Source organism: Microbacterium sp. zg.Y1084, assembly GCF_024623595.1.
In the GTDB taxonomy this organism is placed as follows: Bacteria; Actinomycetota; Actinomycetes; order Actinomycetales; family Microbacteriaceae; genus Microbacterium; species Microbacterium wangruii.
The window spans coordinates 14,696-40,703 of the sequence record NZ_JANJGV010000004.1 but is presented as its reverse complement, the minus strand read 5'-3'; the positions used below and the strand labels follow the sequence as shown (position 1 = coordinate 40,703).

Annotated in this window: 21 protein-coding genes; 10 read left to right on the top strand and 11 right to left on the bottom strand. The window is 68.7% G+C overall.

What is annotated here, in order from left to right:
- Positions 1 to 20 precede the first annotated feature (20 nt).
- The 7 genes from NQ165_RS08300 to dnaA all read right to left on the bottom strand — a co-directional run bounded on the left by NQ165_RS08300 (position 21) and on the right by dnaA (position 10,158).
- Entirely contained in the window at positions 21 to 425 is a 405-nt protein-coding gene (locus NQ165_RS08300; RefSeq protein ID WP_257532475.1) for a DUF3566 domain-containing protein, read from the bottom strand.
- Positions 422 to 3,001 (bottom strand): DNA gyrase subunit A, encoded by a 2,580-nt coding sequence (gene gyrA, locus NQ165_RS08295; protein ID WP_257532473.1) that lies wholly within the window; start codon positions 2,999 to 3,001, stop codon positions 422 to 424. Before gyrA ends, NQ165_RS08300 begins: the two co-directional genes overlap by 4 nt.
- Positions 3,002 to 3,076: 75 nt before the next feature.
- Positions 3,077 to 5,116: a DNA topoisomerase (ATP-hydrolyzing) subunit B gene (gene gyrB, locus NQ165_RS08290; RefSeq protein ID WP_257532471.1), complete on the bottom strand. Its 2,040-nt coding sequence runs from the start codon at positions 5,114 to 5,116 to the stop codon at positions 3,077 to 3,079.
- Between the two features lie 122 nt (positions 5,117 to 5,238).
- On the bottom strand, positions 5,239 to 5,727 hold the full coding sequence (locus NQ165_RS08285; RefSeq protein WP_257532470.1) for a DUF721 domain-containing protein: 489 nt from the start codon (positions 5,725 to 5,727) through the stop codon (positions 5,239 to 5,241).
- Entirely contained in the window at positions 5,720 to 6,877 is a 1,158-nt protein-coding gene (recF, locus tag NQ165_RS08280) for a DNA replication/repair protein RecF (RefSeq protein ID WP_257532467.1), read from the bottom strand. Before recF ends, NQ165_RS08285 begins: the two co-directional genes overlap by 8 nt.
- A gap of 61 nt (positions 6,878 to 6,938) precedes the next feature.
- Entirely contained in the window at positions 6,939 to 8,090 is a 1,152-nt protein-coding gene (dnaN, locus tag NQ165_RS08275; RefSeq protein WP_257532465.1) for a DNA polymerase III subunit beta, read from the bottom strand.
- A gap of 643 nt (positions 8,091 to 8,733) precedes the next feature.
- Positions 8,734 to 10,158 (bottom strand): chromosomal replication initiator protein DnaA, encoded by a 1,425-nt coding sequence (gene dnaA, locus NQ165_RS08270; protein ID WP_257532463.1) that lies wholly within the window; start codon positions 10,156 to 10,158, stop codon positions 8,734 to 8,736.
- A 303-nt stretch (positions 10,159 to 10,461) separates the two neighbouring features.
- Here dnaA and rpmH point away from each other — a divergent pair, with 303 nt between their 5' ends.
- The 9 genes from rpmH (at position 10,462) to NQ165_RS08225 (ending at position 18,880) form a co-directional block, all read left to right on the top strand.
- The gene (gene rpmH / locus NQ165_RS08265) at positions 10,462 to 10,599 is read left to right on the top strand and encodes a 50S ribosomal protein L34 (protein WP_013584598.1); all 138 of its coding nucleotides are present in this window, start codon (positions 10,462 to 10,464) and stop codon (positions 10,597 to 10,599) included.
- A gap of 8 nt (positions 10,600 to 10,607) precedes the next feature.
- Positions 10,608 to 10,946, top strand: coding sequence for a ribonuclease P protein component (rnpA, locus tag NQ165_RS08260; RefSeq protein WP_257532462.1), 339 nt, complete (start codon positions 10,608 to 10,610; stop codon positions 10,944 to 10,946).
- Between the two features lie 17 nt (positions 10,947 to 10,963).
- The gene (gene yidD, locus NQ165_RS08255; protein ID WP_374679389.1) at positions 10,964 to 11,299 is read left to right on the top strand and encodes a membrane protein insertion efficiency factor YidD; all 336 of its coding nucleotides are present in this window, start codon (positions 10,964 to 10,966) and stop codon (positions 11,297 to 11,299) included.
- Positions 11,300 to 11,305: 6 nt separating this feature from the next.
- On the top strand, positions 11,306 to 12,571 hold the full coding sequence (gene yidC, locus NQ165_RS08250) for a membrane protein insertase YidC (protein ID WP_306816620.1): 1,266 nt from the start codon (positions 11,306 to 11,308) through the stop codon (positions 12,569 to 12,571).
- 19 nt (positions 12,572 to 12,590) lie between these two features.
- Positions 12,591 to 13,082: a R3H domain-containing nucleic acid-binding protein gene (locus tag NQ165_RS08245; RefSeq protein ID WP_257532458.1), complete on the top strand. Its 492-nt coding sequence runs from the start codon at positions 12,591 to 12,593 to the stop codon at positions 13,080 to 13,082.
- Positions 13,079 to 13,702: a 16S rRNA (guanine(527)-N(7))-methyltransferase RsmG gene (gene rsmG / locus NQ165_RS08240; protein WP_257532455.1), complete on the top strand. Its 624-nt coding sequence runs from the start codon at positions 13,079 to 13,081 to the stop codon at positions 13,700 to 13,702. The genes NQ165_RS08245 and rsmG overlap by 4 nt, the downstream gene beginning before the upstream one ends.
- A gap of 2,784 nt (positions 13,703 to 16,486) precedes the next feature.
- Entirely contained in the window at positions 16,487 to 17,428 is a 942-nt protein-coding gene (locus NQ165_RS08235) for a ParA family protein (RefSeq protein WP_257532453.1), read from the top strand.
- Positions 17,428 to 18,501: a ParB/RepB/Spo0J family partition protein gene (locus NQ165_RS08230; RefSeq protein ID WP_257532451.1), complete on the top strand. Its 1,074-nt coding sequence runs from the start codon at positions 17,428 to 17,430 to the stop codon at positions 18,499 to 18,501. The genes NQ165_RS08235 and NQ165_RS08230 overlap by 1 nt, the downstream gene beginning before the upstream one ends.
- 34 nt (positions 18,502 to 18,535) lie before the next feature.
- Positions 18,536 to 18,880: a tryptophan synthase subunit alpha gene (locus NQ165_RS08225; protein WP_257532450.1), complete on the top strand. Its 345-nt coding sequence runs from the start codon at positions 18,536 to 18,538 to the stop codon at positions 18,878 to 18,880.
- Between the two features lie 83 nt (positions 18,881 to 18,963).
- Here the strand turns inward: NQ165_RS08225 and trxA are convergent, their stop codons facing one another.
- From trxA to NQ165_RS08205, 4 genes are all read right to left on the bottom strand, one after another.
- Positions 18,964 to 19,287, bottom strand: a complete 324-nt coding sequence (gene trxA, locus NQ165_RS08220) for a thioredoxin (protein ID WP_257532448.1) — start codon at positions 19,285 to 19,287, stop codon at positions 18,964 to 18,966.
- A gap of 59 nt (positions 19,288 to 19,346) precedes the next feature.
- Complete coding sequence (gene trxB / locus NQ165_RS08215) at positions 19,347 to 20,339, bottom strand: thioredoxin-disulfide reductase (protein ID WP_257532446.1); 993 nt, start codon at positions 20,337 to 20,339, stop codon at positions 19,347 to 19,349.
- 107 nt (positions 20,340 to 20,446) lie between these two features.
- A complete protein-coding gene (gene murJ, locus NQ165_RS08210; protein ID WP_374940937.1) occupies positions 20,447 to 22,015 on the bottom strand; it encodes a murein biosynthesis integral membrane protein MurJ in 1,569 nt (522 codons plus the stop codon).
- Between the two features lie 20 nt (positions 22,016 to 22,035).
- Positions 22,036 to 24,357, bottom strand: a complete 2,322-nt coding sequence (locus tag NQ165_RS08205; RefSeq protein WP_257532442.1) for a DUF6049 family protein — start codon at positions 24,355 to 24,357, stop codon at positions 22,036 to 22,038.
- Between the two features lie 117 nt (positions 24,358 to 24,474).
- Here NQ165_RS08205 and NQ165_RS08200 point away from each other — a divergent pair, with 117 nt between their 5' ends.
- A complete protein-coding gene (locus NQ165_RS08200; RefSeq protein ID WP_257532440.1) occupies positions 24,475 to 25,992 on the top strand; it encodes a methyltransferase in 1,518 nt (505 codons plus the stop codon).
- The last annotated feature ends 16 nt before the right edge of the window (positions 25,993 to 26,008 follow it).

Below are 26,008 nucleotides of genomic sequence, written 5' to 3'. Positions count from 1 at the left end.
CCGAGTCGCGCCCGGGCGCGTCAGTTGGAGGTGAATCCGACGAGCAGGCCGCCGGTGATCTTGACCATGAGGTTGTAGATGCCGGCCACCACGGCTCCCATGACGGTCACGACGATGAGGTTCAGGATCGCGATGATCGCGGCGAAGGCCATCACCTGCGGGAGCCCGATGAACGACGTCAGCGACACGGTGCCGTCGGTGAAGGCGACGAACAGCTCATCGACCTTGGCCAGCAGGGTGGTCGCCTCGAGCACCATGTACACCAGGAAGATCGACACGACCGTGACGATCGCCAGGGCCACAGCCGCCAGGAACGACAGCTTCACCGCGGACCAGAAGTCCACGTAGACCAGGCGCAGCCGCACCTGCTTGGAGCTGGGTCTGCTGGAGGACTTCTTCGCCAGCTTGTCGGCTACCGTGCTCATGCGTCAGTACTCTCTTCCGGGATCTCGGGGGACGTGGACCCGCTCGCGGGTTCGGCCGCCGGAGCGTCGGGTTCGGCGGCGGCCTCAGCGGCTTCAGCCAGTCCGCGCTCACCGTTGCGTGCGATGGCGAGGATGCGGTCGTCCTCGTCCGGCCGGGCGAAGACGACACCCATGGTGTCACGACCCTTGGCGGGCACCTCGGCCACGGCAGAGCGTACCACCTTGCCGCTGGCAAGAACCACGAGGACCTCGTCCTCCTCACCCACGATCAGGCCGCCGGCGAGGTCACCGCGGTCCTCGTTGAGCTTGGCCACCTTGATGCCGATTCCGCCACGTCCCTGCACGCGGTATTCACCGATCGCGGTGCGCTTGGCGTAGCCGCCCTCGGTGACGACGAAGACGTATCCGTCGTCATGGGCCACCGATGCCGACAGCAGGCTGTCGTCACCGCGGAACGACATGCCCTTCACGCCCTCGGTGGAGCGCCCCATCGGGCGCAGCGACTCGTCGGTGGCGGTGAAGCGCAACGACATGCCGTGGCGGGAGATGAGCAGGATGTCATCCGTCTCGTCCACCAGCAGCGCGCTGACCACCTCATCGTCCTCGCGCAGGCGAATCGCGATGATGCCGCCCTGGCGGTTGGTGTCGTACTCGGTCAGGCGGGTCTTCTTGACGAGACCACCGCGGGTGGCGAGCACGAGATAGTTCGCCGCGGCGTAGTCGCGGATGTCGAGGATCTGGGCGATCTCCTCATCCGGCTGCAGCGCGAGCAGGTTCGCCACATGCTGGCCCTTGGCATCGCGCCCGGCCTCGGGCACCTCATAGCCCTTCGACCGGTACACCCGGCCCTTGTTGGTGAAGAACAGCAGCCAGTGGTGGGTCGTGGTGACGAAGAAGTGCTCCACGACGTCATCGGCGCGCAGCTGCGCACCCTTCACGCCCTTGCCGCCGCGGTGCTGCGAGCGATAGTTGTCGCTGCGCGTGCGCTTGATGTAGCCGGCGCGGGTGACGGTGACGACCATCTCCTCCTCGGGGATGAGGTCCTCGATCGACATGTCGCCGTCGAATCCGTGCAGGATGTGCGTGCGCCGCTCGTCGCCGAACTTCTCGACGATCCCGGTGAGCTCGTCCCGGATGATCTCGCGCTGGCGCAGCGGGCTGGCGAGGATGCTGTTGTAGTCGGCGATCTTCGTCTCGAGCTCGGTGGCCTCGTCGACGATCTTCTGCCGTTCCAGGGCGGCCAGTCGACGCAGCTGCATCGACAGGATGGCATCCGCCTGCTGGTCGTCGATCTCCAGCAGCACCTTCAGACCCTCGCGGGCCTCGTCGACCGTCGGCGAGCGGCGGATCAGCGCGATCACGTCATCGAGGGCGTCGAGCGCCTTCAGGTAGCCGCGCAGGATGTGCATGCGGTCTTCGGCCTCGCGCAGGCGGTAGCGCGTGCGACGGACGATGACCTCGACCTGGTGCTCGATCCAGTACGACACGAAGCCGTCCAGCGGCAGCGTGCGGGGCACGCCGTCGACGATCGCCAGCATGTTGGCGCCGAAGTTCTCCTGCAGCTGCGTGTGCTTGTAGAGGTTGTTCAGCACGACCTTCGCGACCGCGTCGCGCTTGAGCACGATCACGAGGCGCTGCCCGGTGCGGTCGGAGGTCTCATCCCGGATGTCGGCGATGCCGCTCAGCTTGCCGTCACGGGCGAGGTCGCGGATCTTCGCCGCGACGTTGTCGGGGTTGACCTGATACGGCAGCTCGGTGACGACGAGGCAGGTGCGTCCCTGCAGCTCCTCGACGCTGACGACGGCGCGCATCGTGATCGAGCCGCGGCCGGTGCGCTGGGCTTCGCGGATGCCGCGGGTGCCGAGGATCTGCGCGCCGGTGGGGAAGTCGGGGCCGGGGATGCGCTGCATGAGCGCTTCGAGCAGCTCCTCACGTGTGGCATCCGGGTTCTCCAGGGCCCACAGCGCACCGTCGGCGACCTCGCGCAGGTTGTGCGGGGGGATGTTGGTGGCCATGCCGACTGCGATGCCGACCGAGCCGTTGACGAGCAGGTTCGGGAACCGCGCCGGCAGCACCGAGGGCTCCTGGGTGCGGCCGTCGTAGTTGTCCTCGAAGTCGACGGTCTCTTCGTTGATGTCGCGGACCATCTCCAGCGCGAGCTGGGCCATCTTGGTCTCGGTGTATCGCGGAGCGGCGGCGCCCATGTTGCCGGGCGACCCGAAGTTGCCCTGCCCGTCGGCCAGCGGATAGCGCAGCGACCACGGCTGCACGAGGCGCACGAGCGCGTCGTAGATGGCGCTGTCACCGTGCGGGTGGTACTGACCCATCACCTCGCCGACGACGCGCGCGCACTTGGAGTAGGCCTTGTCGGGGCGGTAGCCGCCGTCGTACATGCCGTAGATCACGCGGCGGTGCACCGGCTTGAGCCCATCGCGCACGTCGGGCAGCGCGCGCCCCACGATGACGCTCATGGCGTAGTCGAGGTAGCTCCGCTGCATCTCGACCTGGAGGTCGACCTGGTCGATGTTGCCGTGCTCGTACCCGTCGATCGGGGCCGGGCGCTTGTCGTCAGTCATTCTGTTCTCTCAGTCCGGTGATCTCGGTCCGCTGGTCGATCGCGGCGTGCAGAGCACGGCCGCGTCGAGACCACGTCAGATGTCCAGGAAGCGCACGTCCTTGGCGTTGCGCTGGATGAACCCGCGGCGCGCCTCGACGTCCTCGCCCATCAGCACCGAGAAGATCTCGTCCGCTGCGGCGGCGTCATCGATGGTCACCTGGCGCAGCGTGCGGGTCTCCGGGTCCATGGTGGTCTCCCACAGCTCCTTGGCGTTCATCTCGCCCAGACCCTTGTAGCGCTGCACGCCGTTGTCCTTGGGGATGCGCTTGCCGGCGGCGACGCCCTCCGTCAGCAGCGCATCTCGCTCACGGTCGCTGTAGACGTACTCGTGGTCGGAGTTCGTCCACTTGAGTCGATACAGCGGCGGCTGGGCGAGGTAGACGAAGCCCGCCTCGATGAGCCCGCGCATGTAACGGAAGAGCAGCGTCAGCAGCAGCGTCGTGATGTGCTGACCGTCGACATCGGCATCCGCCATCAGCACGATCTTGTGATACCTGGCCTTCTCCACCGAGAAGTCCTCGCCGATGCCGGTGCCGAAGGCGGAGATCATCGCCTGGATCTCGGCGTTGCCCAGCGCCCGGTCGAGCCGCGCCTTCTCGACGTTGAGGATCTTGCCGCGCAGCGACAGGATCGCCTGACGCTCAGGGTCGCGGCCGCTCACGGCCGAGCCGCCGGCCGAGTCCCCCTCGACGAGGAAGATCTCGCTGATCGAGGGATCCTTGCTGGTGCAGTCCTTGAGCTTGTCGGGCATGGATGCCGACTCGAAGACGCTCTTGCGTCGCGCCGTCTCGCGGGCCTTGCGGGCAGCCAGACGCGCCGTGGCCGCATCGATCGCCTTGCCGATGACGCGCTTGGCCTGTCCAGGGTTGCGATCGAGCCAGTCGGTGAGCTTGTCGCCCACGACCTTCTGCACGAACGCCTTCGCCTCGGTGTTGCCGAGCTTCGTCTTGGTCTGCCCCTCGAACTGCGGCTCAGACAGCTTCACCGAGATGACCGCGGTGAGACCCTCGCGGATGTCCTCACCGGTGAGGTTGTCGTCCTTCTCCTTGAGCATGCCCTTCTCGCGGGCGTACCGGTTGACCAGCGTGGTCAGCGCGGCACGGAAGCCCTCTTCGTGGGTGCCGCCCTCGTGCGTGTTGATGGTGTTGGCGAAGGTGTAGACGTTCTCGGTGTAACTCGTGGTCCACTGCATGGCGAGTTCCAGCGCGATGTGGCGCACGGTGTCCTCCGACTCGATCTCGATGATCTCGTCGTTGACGACCTCGGCCTTGCGCACCTTGTTGAGGTACTCGACATAGTCGACCAGGCCGCGCTCGTAGTGGAAGTCGTCGTGGGGCTGCTGCTCCTCGGATGAACCGTCGGGCAGATCCACGGTGTACACGGAATCCGGACGCTCGTCGCGCAGTGTGATGCGCAGTCCCTTGTTCAGGAACGCGGTCTGCTGGAAGCGGGTGCGCAGCGTGTCGTAATCGAACTGCACGGTCTCGAAGATGGTGTCGTCGGGCCAGAACTCGATGGTCGTCCCGGTCTCGTTCGTCTCCTCGGCGCGGGCCAGCGGGGCCTGGGGCACGCCGCCGTCGCGGTAGGTCTGACGCCAGGCGTAGCCCTGACGCTTGACCTCGACCTCGAGGCGGCTCGACAGCGCGTTGACCACGGACGAACCCACCCCGTGCAGACCACCCGACACGGCGTATCCGCCGCCGCCGAACTTGCCGCCGGCGTGCAGCACGGTCAGCACGACCTCGACGGTGGACTTGCCCTCGGAGCGATGCATGTCCACGGGGATGCCGCGGCCGTTGTCGACCACGCGCAGACCGCCGTCGGCGAGGATCGTGACGTGGATGGTGTCGCAGTACCCGGCCAGCGCCTCATCGACGGAGTTGTCGACGATCTCGTAGACCAGGTGGTGCAGACCACGCTCACCGGTCGAGCCGATGTACATTCCGGGACGCTTGCGGACCGCTTCGAGTCCCTCGAGCACCTGGATCTCGTCGGCACCGTACTCGCTGTTCGCGGCCGGCGCGGTCCGCGAGTGGTGTTCTTCGGAAACGCTGTCGGGATTCTGAGACGTCATATGTTTCGAGCGCTCCACATCGATCGTGCGTGAGGGTCCAGTCTATCGGGTTTCGGCCGCCGATCTGCCTCTGAATGCCCCTGTGGCGCGCTGAAATCGATCGGAACAGTGCAGATCGTGGGTCACCCGTAGGTATCGCGAGGACCGCGCCCTGGAATCGCTCTGCGACCCCATTTCCAAGAGGGGACGTCCGGCCCGATGAACCGGATGCTCGTGACACCCGCTTCCGGGAAGCGTCGGACGATCTCCGACACGATCGTCGCTCGCATCAGGGTGAGCTGGCGCGCCCAGGCCGTCGAGTCGCACTGCACGGTCAGCACCCCGTCGCCGAGAGCGACGGGCGAGGCGTGCTGGGCGGTCTCCGCGCCGGCGACCTGTTCCCACTGCAGCACGAGGTCTTCGCGCGCGAGCTGCGAGTTCCATCCGGAGGCACGGGTGAGGTCTGCCATGACATCGCCCAGTCCGTGGGGATCGCGTCCCGGCGCGAACGGCGCGTTCTCGTCGTCGACGGGTCGGCGACGACGCTTGCGGGAGACGCGGTGCACCGGCTCGAGGCCACGCAGCCGCATGTAGGTGGCGATCGTCTCGGGAACGCGGTCCGGCTCAATCATCGATGGGCTCCAGAATGCGGCCGGCCTCCACCCGCACTGTGCGGGCGCGCAGCGCGTCGGGCACATCGGCCTCGACCGCGGCGGTGACGACGACCTGCTCGTAGCCGGCCACCAGTGCGGCCAGTCGCGTGCGCCGGTCGGCGTCGAGTTCCGCGAACACATCGTCGAGGATGAGCACCGGATCGCCCAGGCGTGATTCGGCACGCAGGAGGTCGGCCGAAGCCAGTCGCAGGGCGAGGGCGACCGACCAGGACTCGCCATGCGACGCGTAGCCCTTCACCGGCAGGCCGCGCACCCGCATCAGCAGGTCGTCGCGGTGGGGTCCGGTCAGCGTGAGTCCGCGTTCGAGCTCGGCCGAGCGTCGGGTCGCCAGCGCGGTGCGGAAGAGGGCCTCCACCGCGGTGGCATCGGCCGCGGTGGCCGCCGACGCGGCATCCTCCTCGGGGTCGGCGCCGTCGACGGACAGCGCCCACACCAGCTCGGGACGGTGGTCCGCCCCTGCGATGGCCTCGTACGAGGTGGTGAGGGGGCCCGTAAGCTCGGTTGCCAGGGCGAGCCTCGCGCGGATCACCTGAGTGCCAAGCGTGACGAGCTTGTCGTCCCACACATCGAGGGTCGTGAGGGCGTCGCCGCGCACACCCCGGGCGCGCGCGGACTTCAGCAGGGCATTGCGCTGCTTGAGCACGCGGTCGTAGTCGGCCAGAACGCCGGCCATGCGCGGCGTGCGCTGCGTCAACAGCTGATCGGCGAATCGCCGCCGTGCCGAAGGATCGCCCCGGACGATCTGCAGGTCTTCGGGGGCGAACAGCACCACCTGCGCGTAGCGCGGGAGTTCGGCGGGCTTGACCGGCGAGCCGTTCACCCTCGCCTTGTTCGATCCCTGCCGGTTCACCTGCGCTTCGAGCTGCACCCGTCGCTCGCCATGCGCGAGGCGGGCCCGCACGATCGCGGCATCCGCGCCGTGCCGCACCATCGGCGCGTCGTTGGAGACGCGATGCGATCCCAGGGTGGCGAAGAACGCGATGGCCTCGACCAGATTCGTCTTGCCCTGCCCGTTGCGTCCGACGAAGACGTTCGCGCCCGCCGACAGCGCGACGTCGGCGGCCGCATAGTTGCGGAAGTCCACGAGGCTGAGCTGCTCGACGATCACCGAATCACCTTAGTTCGCGGCTCTGACAGTCGACTCGGCCGCTGTGCGGCTGCCGGCCGACTCAGCGCAGCAGGAGGTTGGGCTGCAGCAGGTACTTGAACGAGTTCTCGCCGCCCTTGTCGACCGACGTCTGCGCCGTGATCAGCACCGGGCTGAGCTTGTTGGCGTTGTCGCTGGAGGTGAAGGTGATGCGTGTGAACTCGCTGCGCACGGCGCCGAGCGCCTCGATCAGGTACTGCGGGTTCAGACCCAGTGTCACGTCGTCGCCGACGAGCGTGGCATCCACCGACTCGGTGGCGCGAGCCTGCTCGGTGCCGGATGCGTCCATGGACACGCCTTCGGCGGTGAAGGTGAACCGCAGCGGCGCCGAGCGGTCGAGCACGAGCGAGACACGGCGGACGGCCTCGACCAGCTCGGCGGTGTTGACGACGGCGTGGTGCTCGGTCTGCTCGGGGAACAGGCGACGCACGGGCGGGAAATTGCCCTTGATCAGCAGCGAGGTGACCGTCTTGTTGCCGGCGGTGAAGGCGATGATCTCGCGATCGCCGGATCCCGAGAAGGCGATCGAGATGTCGCCGGAGTGGGCGAAGGTCTTGCCGACCTCGGTGAGCGTGCGGGCAGGGACGAGCGCGGTGGTGGCTTCGTCGCTCGCGGCGGAGCCGCCGTCCCACGGCAGCTCGCGAAGCGCGACCCGGTAGCGGTCGGTGGCGACCAGGCTCAGCTGCGTGCCGGAGACCTCGAGCTGCACACCGGTGAGCACCGGGGTGACGTCGTCGCGGGATGCCGCGAAGGCCACCTGGGCGATGGCGGTGGCGAAGTCATCGGAGGGCACCAGGCCGGACTCGCCCGAGACCTCGGGGATCGCGGGGTACTCCTGCACCGGCATCGACGACAGCGTGAAGCGGGCCGAGCCGCACGTCAGCAGGATGCCGCCGTCTTCCTCGAGACTCATCTGGATCGGGGCGTTGGGGAGCTTGCTCGCGATATCCGCCAGCAGACGACCGTGCACCAGGATCGTGCCGGGCTCGTCGACGGTCGCCTCGATGGTCGTGCGGGCCGAGGCCTCGTAGTCGAACGCCGACAGGGACAGGCCCGTTTCCGTGGCTTCGATCAGCACGCCGGCCAGGATCGGCTGCGGATTGCGCTGCGGCAGAAGCTTCACGACGAACGACACGGCCTCGCTGAACACATCGCGATTGACGTGGAACTTCACTGGTGCTCCCTTGACGGCGGGTAGGGCCTCCCATGCTAGTGCCCTCGCTGCGCAAGCCCGGAAGTGGCGGCCCTCGCCGGTCACGGTGATGGACCGGAGATTTCATTGAGATGGTTCTGTCATCTTGTTAACAGCTGTGGAAACTGTGGATAACTTCGCCGATCGCAGTCGAGACAGGGGAACTACACGCGTGTGACTTGTGAAAAAGCTGCGGATGAGCGTGATTACGCGGGTCTGCGGCGAATGACAGAAAACTCTCGTCGTCCACAGGTCGGCACGATCGACTCACAATCTGCCCGGCGCGTCTCACATTTATCCACAGGTTTTCCACACTGTGCAGAACGGCATGTTGGGGCCTTGTCGGGGGCATGTCAAGCGGCGCGATCGCGAATATTCGCGGTTCGGACCATGCCGCCGAGGGCATGGTCCGCCGGTGGCGGTATCGACGGGCGCCGGTGGGGCCGAGGAGGGACGTCGACGCGCGTCGTGCAGGGACGTGGATGTGCGCCGGTGGGGACCCGACGGCCCGACGACGAGCGGCAGGGGTGCCGGCGAGGGTGGCCAACGGCGCCGACGCGTACGGAAGGCGCGCGGAGAAGACGGGACCGTCGAGCGGCCTCCGGGCGTGGGCTTCAGCCGGGCGTCAGCGCCCGTTGCGCCCCAGTTGCGTCGTGATCTCGGACACCTGGTTGTAGATCGAGCGACGCTCCTTCATGAGCTCGCTGATCTTCTTGTAGGCGTACATGACCGTGGTGTGGTCGCGGTTGCCGAACAGCTGGCCGATCTTCGGCAGCGACAGGCTGGTGCGCTCTCGGCACAGATACATGGCGATCTGTCGCGCGGTGGCGACGGCCTGCGACCTGCTCGAGCCATAGAGGTCGTCGACGGACAGGCGGAAGTACTGCGCGGTGGCCGTGATGATGTCGGTGGGCGAGACCACGTTGGCGTCATCGTGGTCGACGATGTCGCGCAGCACGGTCTGTGCCAGCGCGATATCGAGCGGCGAGCGGTTGAGGCTTGCGAACGCGGAGACGCGGATCAGTGCGCCTTCGAGCTCGCGGATGTTCGAGGAGACCTTCGTCGCGATGTACTCGAGGACCTCGTCCGGAACCAGCAGTCGCTCGGACTGGGCCTTCTTGCGCAGGATCGCGATGCGGGTCTCGAGGTCGGGCGCCTGCACGTCGGTGATCAGGCCCCACTCGAACCGGCTGCGCATGCGGTCCTCGAACCCGGTGAGGTGACGAGGCGGAACGTCGCTCGTGATCACGACCTGCTTGTCATGGTCGTGCAGCGTGTTGAACGTGTGGAAGAAGGCTTCCTGCGTCTCGGCGCGACCCTGCAAGAACTGGATGTCGTCGATGAGCAGGATGTCGACCTCGCGATAGCGCGCCTGGAACGCGGCGCCGCGGTTGTTGGCGATCGAGTTGATGAAGTCGTTCGTGAACTCTTCGCTCGACACGTACCGCACTCGGATGCCGGGGTAGAGGCTGAGTCCATACTCGCCGATGGCATGCAGCAGGTGGGTCTTGCCCAGTCCCGAGTCGCCATAGATGAACAGCGGGTTGTAGGCCTTCGCCGGCGCCTCGGCCACGGCCACCGCGGCGGCGTGTGCGAAGCGGTTGGACTGACCGATGACGAAGTTGTCGAAGGTGTACTTCGGGTTCAGCCGGGTGTCGTTGCGCGAGGGCGGGGCGATCGGCTCCGGCTCCTCCAGAACGGGGTTGCGCGCGACGAGCGGGGCAGGCGGCGCGGCGACCGAGATCTGCGACACCGGTGCGTTCAGGTGCGCATCGGCGAGTTCAGGGTTGACCACGACGCGGAAGGCGCTGGCAGCAGGTTCGGCATCGGCGCGCGTCAGCGCTTCGAGGATCGGAGCACGAAGCCGCTTGTTGAACTGTGCCGCGGTGAGCTCATTGGGCACGTCGAGATACAGCGTTCCACCCATGACGCCCTGGGCCACGGCGAGGCTGAGGAACCCCTGCAGCTGCGGGGTGACGCGCTCGTCGTGGGTGAGTTCGTCGAGCACGGCTCTCCAGACCGGGACGTCTGGTAGCTCGGGCTGTGACATTGCGACTCCGGGGATCGATGCGCGGTGGCATCCGCCGCACTCGGAGGGCGGGCCTGTGGATAACGTGCGGCTGCAACGCTAATCACGGTGCGCGCCTCAACCAAATCCACTGTACGGCGCGGGTGCGTGTCATTGCCAGGCGAGCGCCCGGTCGGTGGATAAAGTGTGCCCCTCCTGGCCGGTTTGAGTTCTCGGGCGTGGCGACGTACCCTTAATCGGTTGACGTATGCCCGTTCGGGCAGTCCCCTGTACCCGCGTCCCCGGTCCCAGCGTTCCGGTGACCGCCGATCCGGAGTGATCCTCATGAGCAAGCGCACTTTCCAGCCCAACAACCGTCGCCGCGCCAAGAAGCACGGCTTCCGCGCCCGCATGCGCACCCGCGCCGGTCGTGGCATCCTCGCCGCTCGTCGCGCCAAGGGGCGCACCGAGCTCTCCGCCTGACGCAAGCTGTGCTTTCGAGGCTGAACCGCCTCACACGCGGCGTCGAGTACCGAGCGGTCGTCCGTGGCGGGAGACGGTGTGGGGGATCCCACACCGTCACCTACGTCATGGGTCCCGTCGGTGACCGTGCGCCGCGATTCGGTTTCATCGTCAGCAAGCAGGTCGGCGGCGCCGTCGTGCGCAACACCGTGCGCCGACGGCTGAAGGCCGTGTGCGCAGAGGTGGTCGACGACGTGGCATCCGGTGCCGACATCGTCATCCGCGCCCTGCCCAGCGCGGCCACCGCTCCGTACGACCAGCTGCGCGGAGACGTCCGGCGCTGCCTCGCCAAGCGGGCCGCAGCATGAGCACGTCCACGCTCCCCATGGCCTCGGTGGGTGAGGCGACGCTCGAACCCACCCAGGTGTGGCGCGGCCTTCCACTCGTCCCCCGCAACCTCGGGCTCGCCCTGTTGCACAGCTATCGGGCGACGATCTCGCACCTGTACGGCGATGTCTGCAAGTACTACCCCTCGTGCTCGGCGTACGCGGTGGGTGCCGTGCAGCAGCACGGCCTGGCGAAGGGCACTGTGCTCACCGCCGCACGTCTGGGGCGGTGCCATCCCTGGGCCGCCGGCGGAATCGACGACGTCCCGCCGAACCCACGCTTCCGTCACGAGCTGACCCGGCACGGCTTCGTCGTGCCCTCCGGAAAGGACTGATCCGTGCTGGATCTCTTCGCTGCCACCCCCATCCCGGTGGTGCCCACCCCGACGACACCGCCGCCGGGTGAGGGATTCGACCTCTTCAGCACGCTGATGTGGCCCTTCAAGTGGCTCGTCGAGCTCATCCTGGTGTTCTGGCACTGGCTGTTCACCGCGGTGGGCATGCCCGCGGCCGCGGGTGCCACGTGGGTGCTCTCGATCATCGGTCTCGTGATCGTCGTGCGCTCGGCGCTGATCCCGCTCTTCGTGCGGCAGATCAAGAGCCAGCGCAAGATGATGGAAATCGCTCCTGAACTGCGTAAAGTCCAGGAGAAGTACCGCGGCAAGAAGGACCAGCTCTCTCGCGAGGCCATGAGCCGCGAGACGATGGCCCTGTACAAGAAGCACGGCACGACACCGGTGTCGAGTTGCCTGCCGCTGCTGGTGCAGATGCCGATTCTGCTGGGCATGTTCTACACGCTCAGCGACGTCAAGAAGCACGCCGAGTGGGGCGTCGGTGGTGTGGGACTGCTCAACACCGAGCTGACGAAGCAGTTCTACGACGCCCAGCTGTTCGATGTCGCGCCGCTGCACACGAACATGATCGATGCGATCAACGAGGGTCAGACGGCCACGGTCATCATCCTCGTCATCCTCGTCGTGCTCATGATCGCGTCGCAGTTCATCACTCAGCTGCAGATCATCTCGAAGAACCTGTCGCCCGAGGCCAAAACCGGCCAGGCGTACCAGATGCAGAAGATCATGCTGTACGTCCTGCCGCTGGCATTCATCTTCTCGGGTGTCTTCTTCCCGCTCGGCGTGGTCATGTACTGGTTCACCTCGAACCTCTGGACGATGGCGCAGCAGTTCGTCGTGATCCGCAACCTCCCGACCCCGGGTTCCGACGCTGCGAAGCAGCGCGAGGAGCGTCTGGCGCGCAAGGGCAAGGCACTGGATGCCAAGGGCCGCGTGATTCCGCTGGAGAAGTACCAGGAGGAGCAGCGCCGCCTGGCGGAGGAGGCGGAGCGTGCTCGCGCCGCCGCACCGAAGCGTCAGCAGCCGATGGGCAAGCAGCGCGCGAAGAAGAAGCAGCCGCCGAAGGCCGCCGGCAATGCCGGTAAGCCGGCCGGCAAAGAAGGCTCCGGTGGTGCCGGCGAGAAGCCCGCGGGCAAGACGCCGCCGGCAGCACCGAAGAAGCAGCCGCCGAAGGGTGGTGCCGCCGGCATGGACGGAAAGGGCACCGATGGCCGCCCCGGAACGACGCCGCCCGCGCCGCCGAAGAAGTCCTGAGCTACGAAGGAACATCGACATGACCCTCACGCCTGAATCCGCGGATGCCACTGTCGAGCAGCTCGAACAGGAAGGCGACATCGCCGCCGACTACCTCGAGGAGCTGCTGGACATCGCTGACATCGACGGCGATCTCGCCTTGGATGTGCGCGCGGGACGGGCGTACGTGTCGGTGGAAGCCGAAGACTCCTCGTCGCTCTCGCGTCTGAGTCATCCCGACACCGTGCAGGCGCTGCAGGAGCTGACGCGTCTGGCCGTGCAGAACCGCACCGGTCGGTTCTCGCGGCTGATCCTCGACGTCGGGGGCTCCCGCGAGCAGCGTCAGCGTGAGCTGGAGAAGCTCGTCGATGTCGCGATCGCCCGGCTGGATGAGGGAGCGTCGCAGGCGTCTCTGCCGGCGATGTCGAGCTACGAGCGCAAGCTCGTGCACGATGTGGTGTCGGCGCGCGGCCTCGTCTCGGAGTCGTACGGCGAGGGTGCGGAACGACACACCGTCATTCGCCGCGCGTGAACAACCTCGAAGAGGAACCCCAGGTCACCGCCGATATCTTCGGTGACCGCGTTGACCTTGCGCGTTCTTTTGCTGACGCGCTGGCGCAGCACGGCGAGGAGCGGGGTCTCATCGGCCCGCTCGAGCTGCCGCGTCTGTGGAGCCGGCACATTCTGAACAGCGCCGTGGCTGCGCCGCTGTTCAGCGGGCGCGTCGGCGACGTGGGTTCGGGCGCGGGCCTGCCCGGAATCGTGCTCGCGATCGCTCGACCCGACGTGGAATGGGTGCTGATCGAGCCGATGGAGCGCCGGGTGGTGTGGCTCAACGAGCAGGTGGATGCCCTCGGCTTGGACAACGTCGAGGTCGTGCGCGGTCGAGCAGGGGATTGGAAGCGCGGCCCGGTGCTGGATGCCGTTACGGCACGCGCGGTGAGCGCCCTGCGGACCCTCGTTCCGCTGACGGCTCCGCTGGTGCGAGACGGCGGCGAACTCATTCTGCTCAAGGGTGCGAACGCCGCGAATGAGATCGCGGCGGCGGACAAGGTCATCCGCAAGTACAAGCTGAGCGATGTCCGCGTCGAGCCGGTGGGCGAGGGTCTCGTCGACGAACCCACACGGGTCATTCGCGCAACGGTGCGCTGACGTCGGTTCGCGTTGGGCGCCGGGGAACCCGGTTGTGCATCGCATGATGTGATTCGCGCGCCGAGTCGATGACTCACTGAGCCCATCCGGGTTTCCTCGACGGGGGATTCCGGCCGAGCTCCGCTCGCCTCATCGGTACGCGAGCCCGTTCGAGCGGCAGATGTAGCCCGATTTCAGTTGTGTGAGAGCGATTCTCCGGGCGATCCGGCGATGCGCGGCAGGTCGGTTTTCAGCCCACTCGAGCGCAGATTCGCCGCAGAACGACCCCCTTCGGTGTCGCGGTCGTGTACGTCAGCCCGCGCGGGGGTGAGGGATGGGAGTTCAGCCGGGTGACCCGCGCCTGCGAAGTACGTGCCCGACGGATCGCGTGCGCCGGGCGCTGACGTCCTGGCAGCGGCGCGTTCGACGGACGACGTCGGTGACGACGTGTGCGTGGACACGCGCCGCGAGTCGGTGTTGGGGTGGGGCGCGGACGGGTGGCGTGCACCGATGCTCGTCGACTCTGCGCAGTGGTGCCGAATCATCCGAGAGGCCCGTGGGCGGGGGAGCGACCTCACCCCACCCGCGAAGGCGGCGCGGCCCTGCTGAAAGGCGACGGCACTCACGTGATGTTTCACGTGAAACGAGCACGCTTTTCACTTCAGGCCGCGGGGGCACGTGACGGTCAGTGAGCGACGCCCCTGTGAAGGCTCGCCAGCCCCCCCGGGGGGGGCAGGCCGTGGTCACGGAGGTTCTTCGTGCTCGACTCTTCCGCCTCGCCTCCGCGTTGTGTTCCCTCCCCTGGGGACCCACGCTCCTCCCCCGTACGCGACGTTTCACGTGAAACATCACCGCGCCGTGCATGGCAGATCACGCGAACCGGCGGGGATTGGCCTGCCGAGAATCGAGCGTGCGTCCCATGCGTGAGTCCGGTTGCACACCGGTCGCTGCGTGGGCACCCGACGCGACGGTTCGAGCTTGAGGGGCGCGCGGGCGCACTGAGGTTGTCGGGGGTGCTCGGGCCGCTCGCCGGTGGTGGATTCCATTGGGGCGTCAGTGCGTGAGTCATACCGGCCTTTCATCTCGGGACCAGTGCACGCTCCTGGCAGGGCGTTTCACGTGAAACGGAGCGTGCGGTGTGCTGTGCGCGTGCTGCGGCGCGCGAGAGGAGCGGCGTGGTCGCGATGTCGTGCACGCCGGGAGCGGACGGAACTCGGTCCTGCAGACCGGTGACGCGCGAATCATGGCTCCGAGGATGGATCGGGCGCGCGTCGACAGCGCCCCGTGCCCCCGTTCGTCAGCCTGTCGCTGACTCAGCGCGGTCGGGCGGCGCAGCCGTTTCACGTGAAACATCCGCTCATGCTGCAGAGCGGCACGGCTCGTGTGTGCAACCCCGACCCCTCCGCCGTCTGAGCGACGCGGCGGGGGAGTGGTGCTTCCGGATCCGCGTGCCGGTGCCCGGCGAACGTCTGTGTGGGCGCCGAAGCCGTGCGTGTGCGCTGCCCGAATGCCGAGTTGATGTGGAAACGCGCTGATCGTCCACCCCGTTTCACGCGAAACATCGGATGCACGGCACCGCCTCAACCGCCATCTCGCTCACGTGATGTGCGGGCGACGAGGCACATTGCTGATGGCGAACTCATCCGTCACGCGGCTCAGCGCGTGCCGGCCATACGCGGATAGGTGGGTACGGAGGCTTTCGCGACCGTCACGGACAAGGCCGGCGCTCCTCCGCGTGCGCTCTGACGCGTGAGGAGGAGAGTCGCGACGAGGTCACCCGTCGCGACTCATCTACGGCGGAGGGCGGGGGCGGCAGCCGGCTTCATGGGAATCGCGACAGGCATACGGCATGGAGCGTCCGCGACCGCGCGATAGGGACGGGGCTCCCTGGCCACCCAGCCGTCTGTATCGGTTGCGGTATCGGCAGCTCTGTCGCTCTGCTCCAGCACTCCGGCGTCAGGCGGGAGAAGCCAGCCTCGCGATAGCTCCGTCCCCGGACCGAAGCGCCGTCTGTGCCCCGGTCATGCGTCCAGCCCTACTGCACGAGGCCCAGCGTTTCACGTGAAACGATCCGGGACGGGTCGCGCACTGCCCGCTCCGGCCGCGCTGCCACCCGGGATGGCGCGCGGGTGTTTCACGTGAAACCAAGACGCCCACTCGCTGCCTTTCCCTCCTGGCTTCCGTGATCCGACGGGGTCAGATGCGCGGGCGGTCCCCACGGGGGCAAGGGGACAGGGGTGGTCGGAGAGTTCGCGTGAGGTGAGTGGCGGGTGCTCTGTGGCTCGGTCGCGGCAGCGGAGATGGCCGCGGCATCGCGGAGGTGACATGCGTCGAGGTCGGCGCATCGATCGCCGACGTTTCGGCCCTGTGGGTCGCAGGGCCGGCGTGATCAGGCGGGCGCGCCCGTGTCTGTTGTGCACAATGCGACGCGGTGAACCCAGGGGCGGCTGTCTCGATCGGCGCGGCCCGGCCTTCGTGCTCGCGGCGACAGGTGGCCCAGCAATCGCATCGTCCCTCGATGCGGTGCACGACCGCGGCGAGACCTCACTCAGCTCCGGTGCGCCCTCTGAGATGCCCAGAGGTGGCGCGGACGCAGTGGTTCCGTCACGTCGGCGCCGGGCCGCACCGCCGGGGGTGAGCGAGGCGACGCGACCAACGCGCGGGGGAACGGAGCCATCGCCGCGCATCACCCGCGCGCGTGCGCGGGTGGCGTCCGATATCAGCGTGCATCCGGCGACGTCGGCGGGGAGTGGGGGTGGTGTCGCGTAGGGTGGAGAGAGTGTCTCGTCGAGCGAAAACGGAAGGATGTTTCACGTGAAACAACCCGAGGATGCCGCCGACTCGGCAGCCTTCTCCCTCGATGACGCACCGCTCGCGCGGGAACTCGCCGACCTCAGCGCGCGGCGCCGCGCGCTGGAGAGCGTCGATGTGCGACTTCCCGGGAAGACCCGCATCATCACCGTCTCGAACCAGAAGGGCGGGGTCGGCAAGACCACGACCGCGGTGAATGTGGCCGCTGCACTGGCATCCGTCGGCGCTCGCGTGCTGGTGATAGACCTCGATCCGCAGGGCAACGCGTCCACGGCCCTCGGCGTCCCGCACACGGCGGACGTGCCGAGCGTCTATGACGTGCTGATCGACGATTTCCCCATCGCGGACATCGTGCAGCAGAGCCCTGAGTCCCCGAACCTCTTCTGTGCGCCGAGCACCATTCATCTCGCCGGCGCGGAGATCGAACTCGTCTCGCAGGTCGCCCGCGAGCACCGGCTGAAGACCGCCCTCGAGACCTATCTCTCAGACGTCGACCAGCCGCTCGATTTCGTCATCATCGACTGCCCGCCGTCTCTGGGGCTGCTGACCATCAACGCCTTCACCGCCGCGGATGAGGTGATGATCCCCATCCAGTGCGAGTACTACGCGCTGGAGGGACTGAGCCAGCTGCTCGGCAGCGTGCGCATGATCCAGAAGCACCTGAACCCGCGGCTGACCGTCTCGACCATCCTGCTCACGATGTACGACGGACGCACCCGGCTCGCGCAGCAGGTGGCCGAAGAGGTCCGCGCACACTTCGCCGAGCAGGTGCTCGACACCGTCATCCCACGCTCCGTGCGGGTGTCCGAGGCGCCGAGCTTCGGGCAGACGGTCATCGCCTACGATGGGCACTCCGCCGGCGCGGTGGCCTACCGGGAAGCAGCCGTGGAGATCATCCGACGCGGCGAAACACACGAGAACGAAGGAACAGCCTGATGGCGAAGAGAACTGGTCTCGGTCGAGGCATCGGGGCGCTCATCCCGACCGCGGAGTCATCGGAAGCCCGTCCGGTCGACGTCTTCTTCCCGAGTGGAGCCATGCCGTCGACGGCCTCACGGTCCGCCGCCTATGAGGCGAAGGATGCCGGTGTCACACCGAAGGGCGCGGACACCTCCGCCGCGACCACCGAGGCATCAAGGGAGGAGGCTCCGTCTGCACCCGCACCGACCGCGGCGGACGACGCGGTCGAACTCGTGGCGATCCCGGGCACCCGCCTGATCGAGATCAACCCGAGCGACATCGTCCCCAACCCGCGCCAGCCCCGCACGCACTTCGACACCGACGACCTCGCTGAGCTCGTCCACAGCGTGCGCCAGTTCGGCGTGCTGCAGCCCGTCGTCGTGCGCACCAACGCCGAGGGCAAGTACGAGCTGATCATGGGGGAGCGGCGCACCCGCGCATCCCGCGAAGCCGGCCTCACGTCGATCCCGGCGATCGTACGGGACACCGACGACGAGCACCTGCTGCGCGATGCGCTGCTGGAGAACCTCCACCGTGCGCAGCTGAACCCGCTCGAAGAGGCCTCCGCCTACCAGCAGCTGCTGGAGGACTTCGGCATCACGCAGGAGGAGCTGGCCACCCGCATCGGGCGCTCTCGTCCGCAGATCAGCAACACCATCCGTCTGCTGAAGCTGCCGGTGCCCGTGCAGCAGCGCGTCGCGGCCGGGGTGCTCAGCGCCGGTCACGCCCGCGCCGTCCTGTCGCTCGACGATGCCGACGCCATGCAGCGCCTCGCCGACAAGATCGTCAACGAGGACCTCTCGGTGCGCGCGGCGGAAGCTGCCGCCAAGAGCCTGGATGCCGGGAGATCGCGTCGCCCGGCGCCCAAGGCCGGGGCGCGCCGCGCTCACCTCGACGAGGTGGCGGAGCGCCTGGCCGATCGCCTCAACACCCGTGTCAAGATCAACATCTCCGCAAGAAAAGGCCAGGTCGTGATCGATTTCGCGACCATTCAGGACCTCAATCGCATCCTCGCCGAGATCGGGGAGACGGAGTTCGGCACGACGTGAGCCCGGTGTCTCCAGCCGAGCGTAGGCTGGATACATGACCGACTCCGACCGCTCTGTACCTCGCCGCGCCAGCGTCGAAGTGCTGCGCGCCGAGGCGGCGGACGAGCTCTCGGTGCTCATCCATGAGCGGCTGCGCGCCGGCGAGGATCCCTGGGACTTCATGGAGGACCTGCCGAGCGTCGATGAGCTGGTCGTGCTGATTCTCCGCGCTGAGAACATCGCGGCAGACGGCGGCACCCGCCCCACCGAGGCGCGCAACTACCGCGTGCTGCGCCAGATCGCGATCGACTACCCGTCGCTCACCACGGCGGTGTGGCGTCTGCTCGGCTCGGAGCCGTACCGACGGTGGGATGCCACGGTGCGCGTACAGGCATCCTGACCGCCGCGCTGCGCAGCAGAGAGCCCAGAGACGACGAAACCCCCGGTCAGAAAAAGATCCGACCGGGGGTTTCGTGTGGTGTCTCAGCCGATGTAGGCGGCGAGGTCCTGCTCGAGGGCGAACTTCGGCTTGGCGCCGATGATCGTCTTCTCGACCTCGCCCTTGCGGAAGACCTTCATCGCCGGGATCGAGGTGATCTGGTACTTCATCGCAAGATCCGGGTTCTCGTCGACGTTGAGCTTGAGGATCGTGATCTTGCCCGGGTGCTCGGACTGGATCTCGTCGAGGATCGGCGAGACCATGCGGCACGGGCCGCACCATTCCGCCCAGAAGTCGACGAGCACGGGGCCGTCGGCGTCGAGGACGTCCTGCTGCCAGTTGGACGAGGTGGTGGCCTGGGCTGTCATGATGATCTCCTTCGGAAGTCTGTCAGTGGAGGCAACGCCGGAGCGGAGGGGATTGTTCCTCAGGCGCCGACCGTGGCGGCATCCGGCAGTCCATCGATCTGCGCGACGTCGCTCTCCGGCAGGGCCGCCTCACCGCGGGCGGCGAGGTAGTGCTCCACGTCGAGGGCGGCCACCGTGCCACTGGCGGCAGCCGTGACGGCCTGGCGGTAGGTCGGGTCGATGACGTCGCCGGCGGCGAACACGCCGGGCACCGAGGTGCGCGAGGTGCGTCCGTCGACCCAGATGGTCCCCTCAGCGGTCAGCTCGAGCTTGTCGTGCACGAGGTGGGTGCGCGGGTCGTTGCCGATGGCGACGAACAGACCGTCCAGCGGCAGCTCGCGGGTGGTGCCGTCGGTGGTGGAGCGCAGCACGACGCCGTTGACGGCCTCGTCGCCGAGGATGTCGGCGACCTCGCTGTTCCAGATGAACTCGATCTTCTCGTTCGCGAAGGCGCGCTCCTGCATGATCTTCGACGCGCGCAGAGTGTCCTTGCGGTGGATGATGTACACCTTCGAGGCGAACTTCGTGAGGAAGGTCGCCTCCTCCATGGCGGAGTCGCCGCCGCCGACGACGGCGATCGTGCGCTCACGGAAGAAGAAGCCGTCGCAGGTGGCGCACCACGACACCCCGCGGCCGGAGAGACGCTCCTCGCCGGGCACGCCGAGCTTGCGGTAGGCGGACCCGGTCGCGTAGATCACGGAGTACGCCTGATGCGTCTCGCCGTTGCCCAACGTGACCGTCTTGACGTCGCCGTCCAGATCCAGCGACACGACGTCCTGGTACAGCACCTCTGCGCCGAAGCGCTCGGCCTGCTCCTGCATCTTCGCCATGAGGTCCGGGCCCATGATGGCCTCGGGGAAGCCGGGGAAGTTCTCGACCTCGGTGGTGTTCATGAGCTCGCCGCCGACTTCGACGGAGCTCGCGATGACCAGCGGCTCGAGGTTGGCGCGGGCCGCGTAGATGGCGGCGGTGTAGCCGGCGGGACCCGAACCGATGATGATGACCTGACGCACGTGTGCTGCTCCTTCGACGGCGGACGAGGGGCCGTCCGCTCCTGTCTTCAACACATGCTAACCGCGGGGCATTCCAGCCGCCCTCGGCGGCGCCGCGCGGCGCGGAGTCAGCGCTTGCCGGGCAGCACGCGGCGCACGAGGCCGAGGGCCACCTGCAGCTCGGGCGCCCGCAGCAGGGCGAGCATGCCCACGTAGACCGCGGCGACGACGGCGCCGATGAGCATGGTCCCGAGGGCGCCCTGGAGCTTGTCGGCGACCATCCAGCTGTCCTGCGCGCCGACGGCGAAGTAGACCAGCCAGCCGGCCGCGCCTGCGGGGACGGCCGCGAGCACGAACCTGCCGAGCGCGGGCAGCCAGCTCCCCGCTGCGAGTCGGCCGATCTTGCGTCGCAGCAGCGCCGCCGCCATGACGAGGGCGACGGTGAGGGCGATCGACTGTCCGAGCGCGATGCCCGCCGCCGTGAGCCCGGCGGGCAGGGTGGATGCCAGCAGCGCCGTGACGGCGACGATGACGGCCTGCACGAGCGAGAAGACGAAGGGCGTGCGGGTGTCGCCGAGGGCGTAGAACGACCGCTGGATGGTGAACAGCACCGCGATGGGGATGAGTCCCACGAGGTAGCCGCCGAGCACCAGGGCGCCTTCGACGGCGGTGGGGGCGTCGTTGGTGAAGATCCGGGAGACGGGCACAGCGGCGGCCGCGATCGCGGCGGCGGCGCCGACGATGAGCACGCCGATCGAGCGGATGCTGGTGTCGATGTCGCGCCGCATGTCGTCGATGCGGCCGTCGGCGGCGTGCTCGCTCAGTTGCGTGAAGTAGGGGATGCCGATCGAGAGCACGATGATCGAGTACGGCAGCATGAAGATGAGGTTCGCGTTGCCGGTGACCATGTTCGCGGCGGCAGCTTCGCGCGAGGCGACCGACAGCACTGCGGACTGCACGAGGGCGCTCAGCTGCCCGACGAGCACCATGAGGAACGTCCAGCTGGCGAGGCGCCCGATGACCCCGAGGCCCATGCCGCGCCAGTGGAAGTGGGGCCGCAGGTGCAGGCCGGTGCGGCGCCAGAACAGCAGCAGGACGACCGCCTGCAGCACGATGCCGAGCGTCGCGGTGCCGGCGATGAGCGCGATCATCGCGGCATCCCAGCCCTCGATGGAGTTCGTCGTGCCGTAGAGCAGGATGAAGGCGCCGAAGCCGATGATCGACACGATGTTGTTGATCACCGGGGACCACGTGTACGGGCCGAAGACGCGCCGCGCGTTGAGGGTCTCACCCAGCAGCGCATAGAGGCCGTAGAAGAAGATCTGCGGCAGGCACCAGTAGGCGAAGACCGTGGCGAGGGCGTGCTGCTCGGGTGCGAAGCCACCGCCGTAGAGCGAGACCAGCAGCGGCGCGCACGCGACCGCGATCACGGTGATCGCCAGCAGCACCACCGCACCCAAGGTGATCAGCTTCGAGATGAACGCCTCGCCGCCGTCGTCGCTGCGGCCCGCGGCGACGATCTGCGGCACGATGACGCCGGTGAGGATGCCCATCGAGACGATGAGGAAGATCGCGTTGGGGAGTTGGTTCGCCACCACGAAGGCATCGCCTGCCATCGCAGTGCCGATCGCCGTGACGAGCACGATCTGTCGCAGCAGCCCCGTCACCCGCGAGACGAGCGTTCCGGCGCCGATCATGACGCTCGCCCGGCCGATGCTCATGAGGCTCCGCTCTGCGGGTCGTCGCCCGCCGTCTTCGATACGTCGGCGGCATCCATGTCTGCCGTGGCATCCTTCTCGACGTCGTCCTCCGCCGCCCCCGCACGCCGCCGTCGCACGGTGCGGATGAGGCCGATCGTGAGCAGCCCGCCCACGACGGTGACGAGGGCGCCGATGCCGATGATCTCCCAGTCCGCTCGCACCATCACGGTGGCGTTCTGCGGCTGGCCGATGGGGACGCCGGTGGGGGAGAGCAGCTCGAACCGGATGTCGACCTCGCCGTTTCCGACGTGTGCCTCCACCGGGATCTCCACGCGGGTGTTGCTGTTGGGCTCCGCCTGCACGGGGGTTCCTCGCTGCACGAGGATTCTGGCGTCTCCCGGCTGCGCGATGAGCATCACATCCACCGGCCACGGCAGGCTGTTGCGCACCCAGATGCGCAGCGGCACGTTCTTGCCCACGAGGTTGATGTCGGTCAGCTGCGGGATGCTGACGGCGCCCAGGGTGGCGGCGGTCGCCTCGCGGTGCGCGACGAGGGCCTGCCGCCACGCTTCCGCGTCGGACAGCCAGCCACCGCCGAGCAGCTGCAGCACTTCGGCCCGCTCCGGAGCCGTGAGCACCGTGGCATCGGTCAGCACGGTGGAGAACGCGACGAGCGACGCCTCTTCGGCCTGCAGCTCGGTCACCGCTGCCACGCGAGCCTCGTCGGCCGTCGCCTCTGCGATGCTCACGGCCGTCGGTTCGGCGGCGACGAGCGCGTCGAGGCGGACAGGGGTCGCCCCCGGGGCCGCACCCACCGTGGCCAGTGCCGTGGACAGCCCCACGCGGGAGCGACCGTCGGCGCGGTCGAGGGTGACGAGCAGAGGCTTTCCGCCCGTCTCACGCAGTGCGAACGACAGGTGCGCCGTGGCCTCGGCCAACGCGGCACCGCGCAGGGTGGTCTCGTCGCGGAGCGAGGCGGCGCGCAGGGCGGCGGAGATCGCCGAGTCGTAGACGAGCACGGATGCCGCTCCGGCGCTGCCGCGGGCCGGCACCGTGGCGGTGCGCGCCCCCTGCGCGGTCGTGGCCGACGGGACGAGCGTGAGGCTCGCGGTGTCGTCGGCGTCGCCGCGGAGGGCTCCCAGCGCGTCGACGACGCCCGCCCCGGCGGTGCCGCCGAAGGGCCAGAACACGTTGTCGCGCGTCGCGTCGACCGACAGCAGTTCCTCGAGCGTCGGATACACCGGCTGTCCGGGCTCGGGTTCGGGGGTCGGTGTGGGCTCGGGCGTCGGAGTGGGGGTGGGCGTGGGGGTGGCCGTCTCCTCGGGGGAAGCGGCCGCTCCCGGCGTCGTCGCTCCGGGGGAGACGCGCGCGGGCGCGGGGACCACCGCCTCGGTGGGGGTGGGCGTGGGAGTCGGTGTCGGCGTCTGGCCAGGAGTGGCAGCCGGCACGAAGTCCGCCGCGGCCAGGTAGGGCTGCAGTGTGGTGGGCTGCAGGGGCGCGGGCAGGCCGGCGTCGAGTTGGGCGGCGATGTCCGCGTCGCCGAACTGCAGGGCGAACCGGTCGTTGGGCAGCTCCTCGAGCCGCTGCAGCCACCGCGTCACCGCGGGGGGAGCGCTGGAACCGAGGGCACGCACCGCGGCGGGCACGGCGGGGTCGATCGCGAGGATGGCGCTGCTGCCGGCGACCGCCTCGAGCTGAGCGGTCAGTTCGCCGTCGGGTGCGGTGAGGGCGAGCAGGTCATCGGCCGTGAGCAGCCCGCTTTCGGTCGCCGGCGCGGTGATGGGCACCACCACGCCCACACCGGCGCCGCCGGCGGCGTCGTCGGGCACGACCATGACGCTCGTGGACACCAGGGTTCCCGTCGCGTTCGTCGCGGTGGCCCGCAGCGGGTACACGCCGGGGGCCCGGCCGGCCAGTTGCGGATCGTCGGCGGCGACGAGGATGCCGGTGGTGCCGCGGCCGCCGGCATCCACCGGATCGGAGACGGCCGAGCCGACGGCGGTCAGGTCGTAGCCGCTGCCGTCGCCGCCCAGCCACGACGCCAGCGCCGCACGGTCCGCCAGCGGCGTCGCGCCGAGCTCCAGGCCGATGTCGGCGGGCGGGGTGTCGAGGGGGCTCTCGTTCGAGATGGTCACCGACACCGAGAGCGCGTCACCGGGCCGCACGACCCCGTTGCCCACCGGTGACAGGGTCAGGTGCAGCGCAGCGGTGCCGCGCGTCTCATCCGAATCCTCCGTCGTCGCGCCGGCGGTGAGCCCGGGCGCCAGCGTCAGCACGACCAGCAGCGCGGTCAGCAGTGCGGCATGCCACGGGCGGCGCGATGCGGAGATGTCGGTCATGGCGGGTTTCGGTTCGGGTGCGATTCATGACCGCACGATCAGCCGATTCTAGGCCGGGAGCCCTCCGAGCTTCCCGAACGGCGGGGCGATCCGCCCGAAGCAGGGTTGAATGAAGGGATGCCCTGCACTCCGGATCCCGCCCTCTGCCGCGCTCTCGGCACCGACCTCGCCACCGCGGGGTTCACCGCCGACGCACTGCGCGACGCCTGGGGCGAGGCCGCCGACGGGGCCATCGCCCGTGGGTTGCGGCTGCCGGCCGAACGGGCGCTCGCGGGCCGGTCCGACGCGCTCGCGGTGCTGGCCCGGCTGCTCGTCCTCGGGCTGCGTCAGCCGGTGGCGGTCGTCGACGCGGCGCTGCCGCAGACGGGCGCAGCCGGCCTGGTCGCTCTCGGACTGGCGATGACGGATGCCGGTGACGTCGTGCCCCGCGCGGTGATCAGGCCGCAGGAGTTCGGCGACGACGCCGGCGATGCCCACTGGTGGATCGCGAGCGATCTCGACGAGGCGGCACTGGGCGGACCGCTCCCTGAGGACCACGTGCTGGGAGTGGGCGGGGCGTCGCTGACGCTCGCTGGCCTGCAGCTGCCCGGCCACGTCGGCCGCGTGCTCGACATCGGCACCGGCTGCGGCATCCAGGCGCTGCGCGCGCGACGCGACGCCGACCTCGTCGTGGCGACGGATGTGTCGCAACGGGCGCTGCACTTCACCCGCCTGAACTCCCTGGTGAACGGGTTCGACGGCATCGAGGAGCGGCGGGGGAGCCTGTTCGAGCCGGTTGCGGGCGAGCAGTTCGACCGGGTCGTGTCCAATCCGCCGTTCGTCATCACGCCGCGCAGCGAGGGGGTGCCCGCATACGAGTACCGCGACGGCGGGCTCGTCGGCGACGCCCTCGTGGCCGAGGTCGTCAGTGGCGTGGGTGCGCACCTCGCGCCCGGTGGGGTCGCCCAGCTGCTGGGCAACTGGGAGTACCGCGACGGAGAAGACGGGCTGGACCGGGTGCGGCAGTGGGTCGCGGCATCCGCCGTGCCGCTGGATGCCTGGGTTCTCGAGCGCGAGGTGCTCGACCCGCTCGCCTACGCGGAGCTGTGGACCCGCGACGGCGGCACGCCTCCCGGCTCGCCCGACGCGCAGCGCCTGCTGGGGGCGTGGCTCGACGACTTCGCCGAGCGGGGCGTCACGGCGGTGGGCTTCGGGTACGTCCTGCTGCGGCGGGCGGGGGGCTCGGCACCCACGCTCGCGCGCTATGAGCGCGTGACGCAGCCGGTCGGCGGGGCGCTGGGCCCGCACCTCACGGCGGCGCTGGCCGTCCACGACCGCCTGGCCGGGCTGGACGACGCCGCGCTGGCGGCGTGTGTGCTGCAGGTCGCCCCCGACGTCACGGAGGCACGGCACCACCTGCCCGGTGCGGAGGACCCCAGCGTCATCGAGCTGCGCCAGGGTGGCGCCTTCGCGCGCGTGCTCGAGGTCGACCCGGCGCTGGCCGGTCTCGTGGGCGCCTGCGACGGCGACCTGCCGGTCGGAGTGCTCGTCGACGCGATCGCGCAGCTGCTCGAGGTGGATGCCGCCGAATTGCGCGCCGACCTTCTCCCTCGCGTGCGTGAGTTGCTGTTCACACAGTTCCTGCAGTTCGCCTGAGCGGTTGTCGAGACGT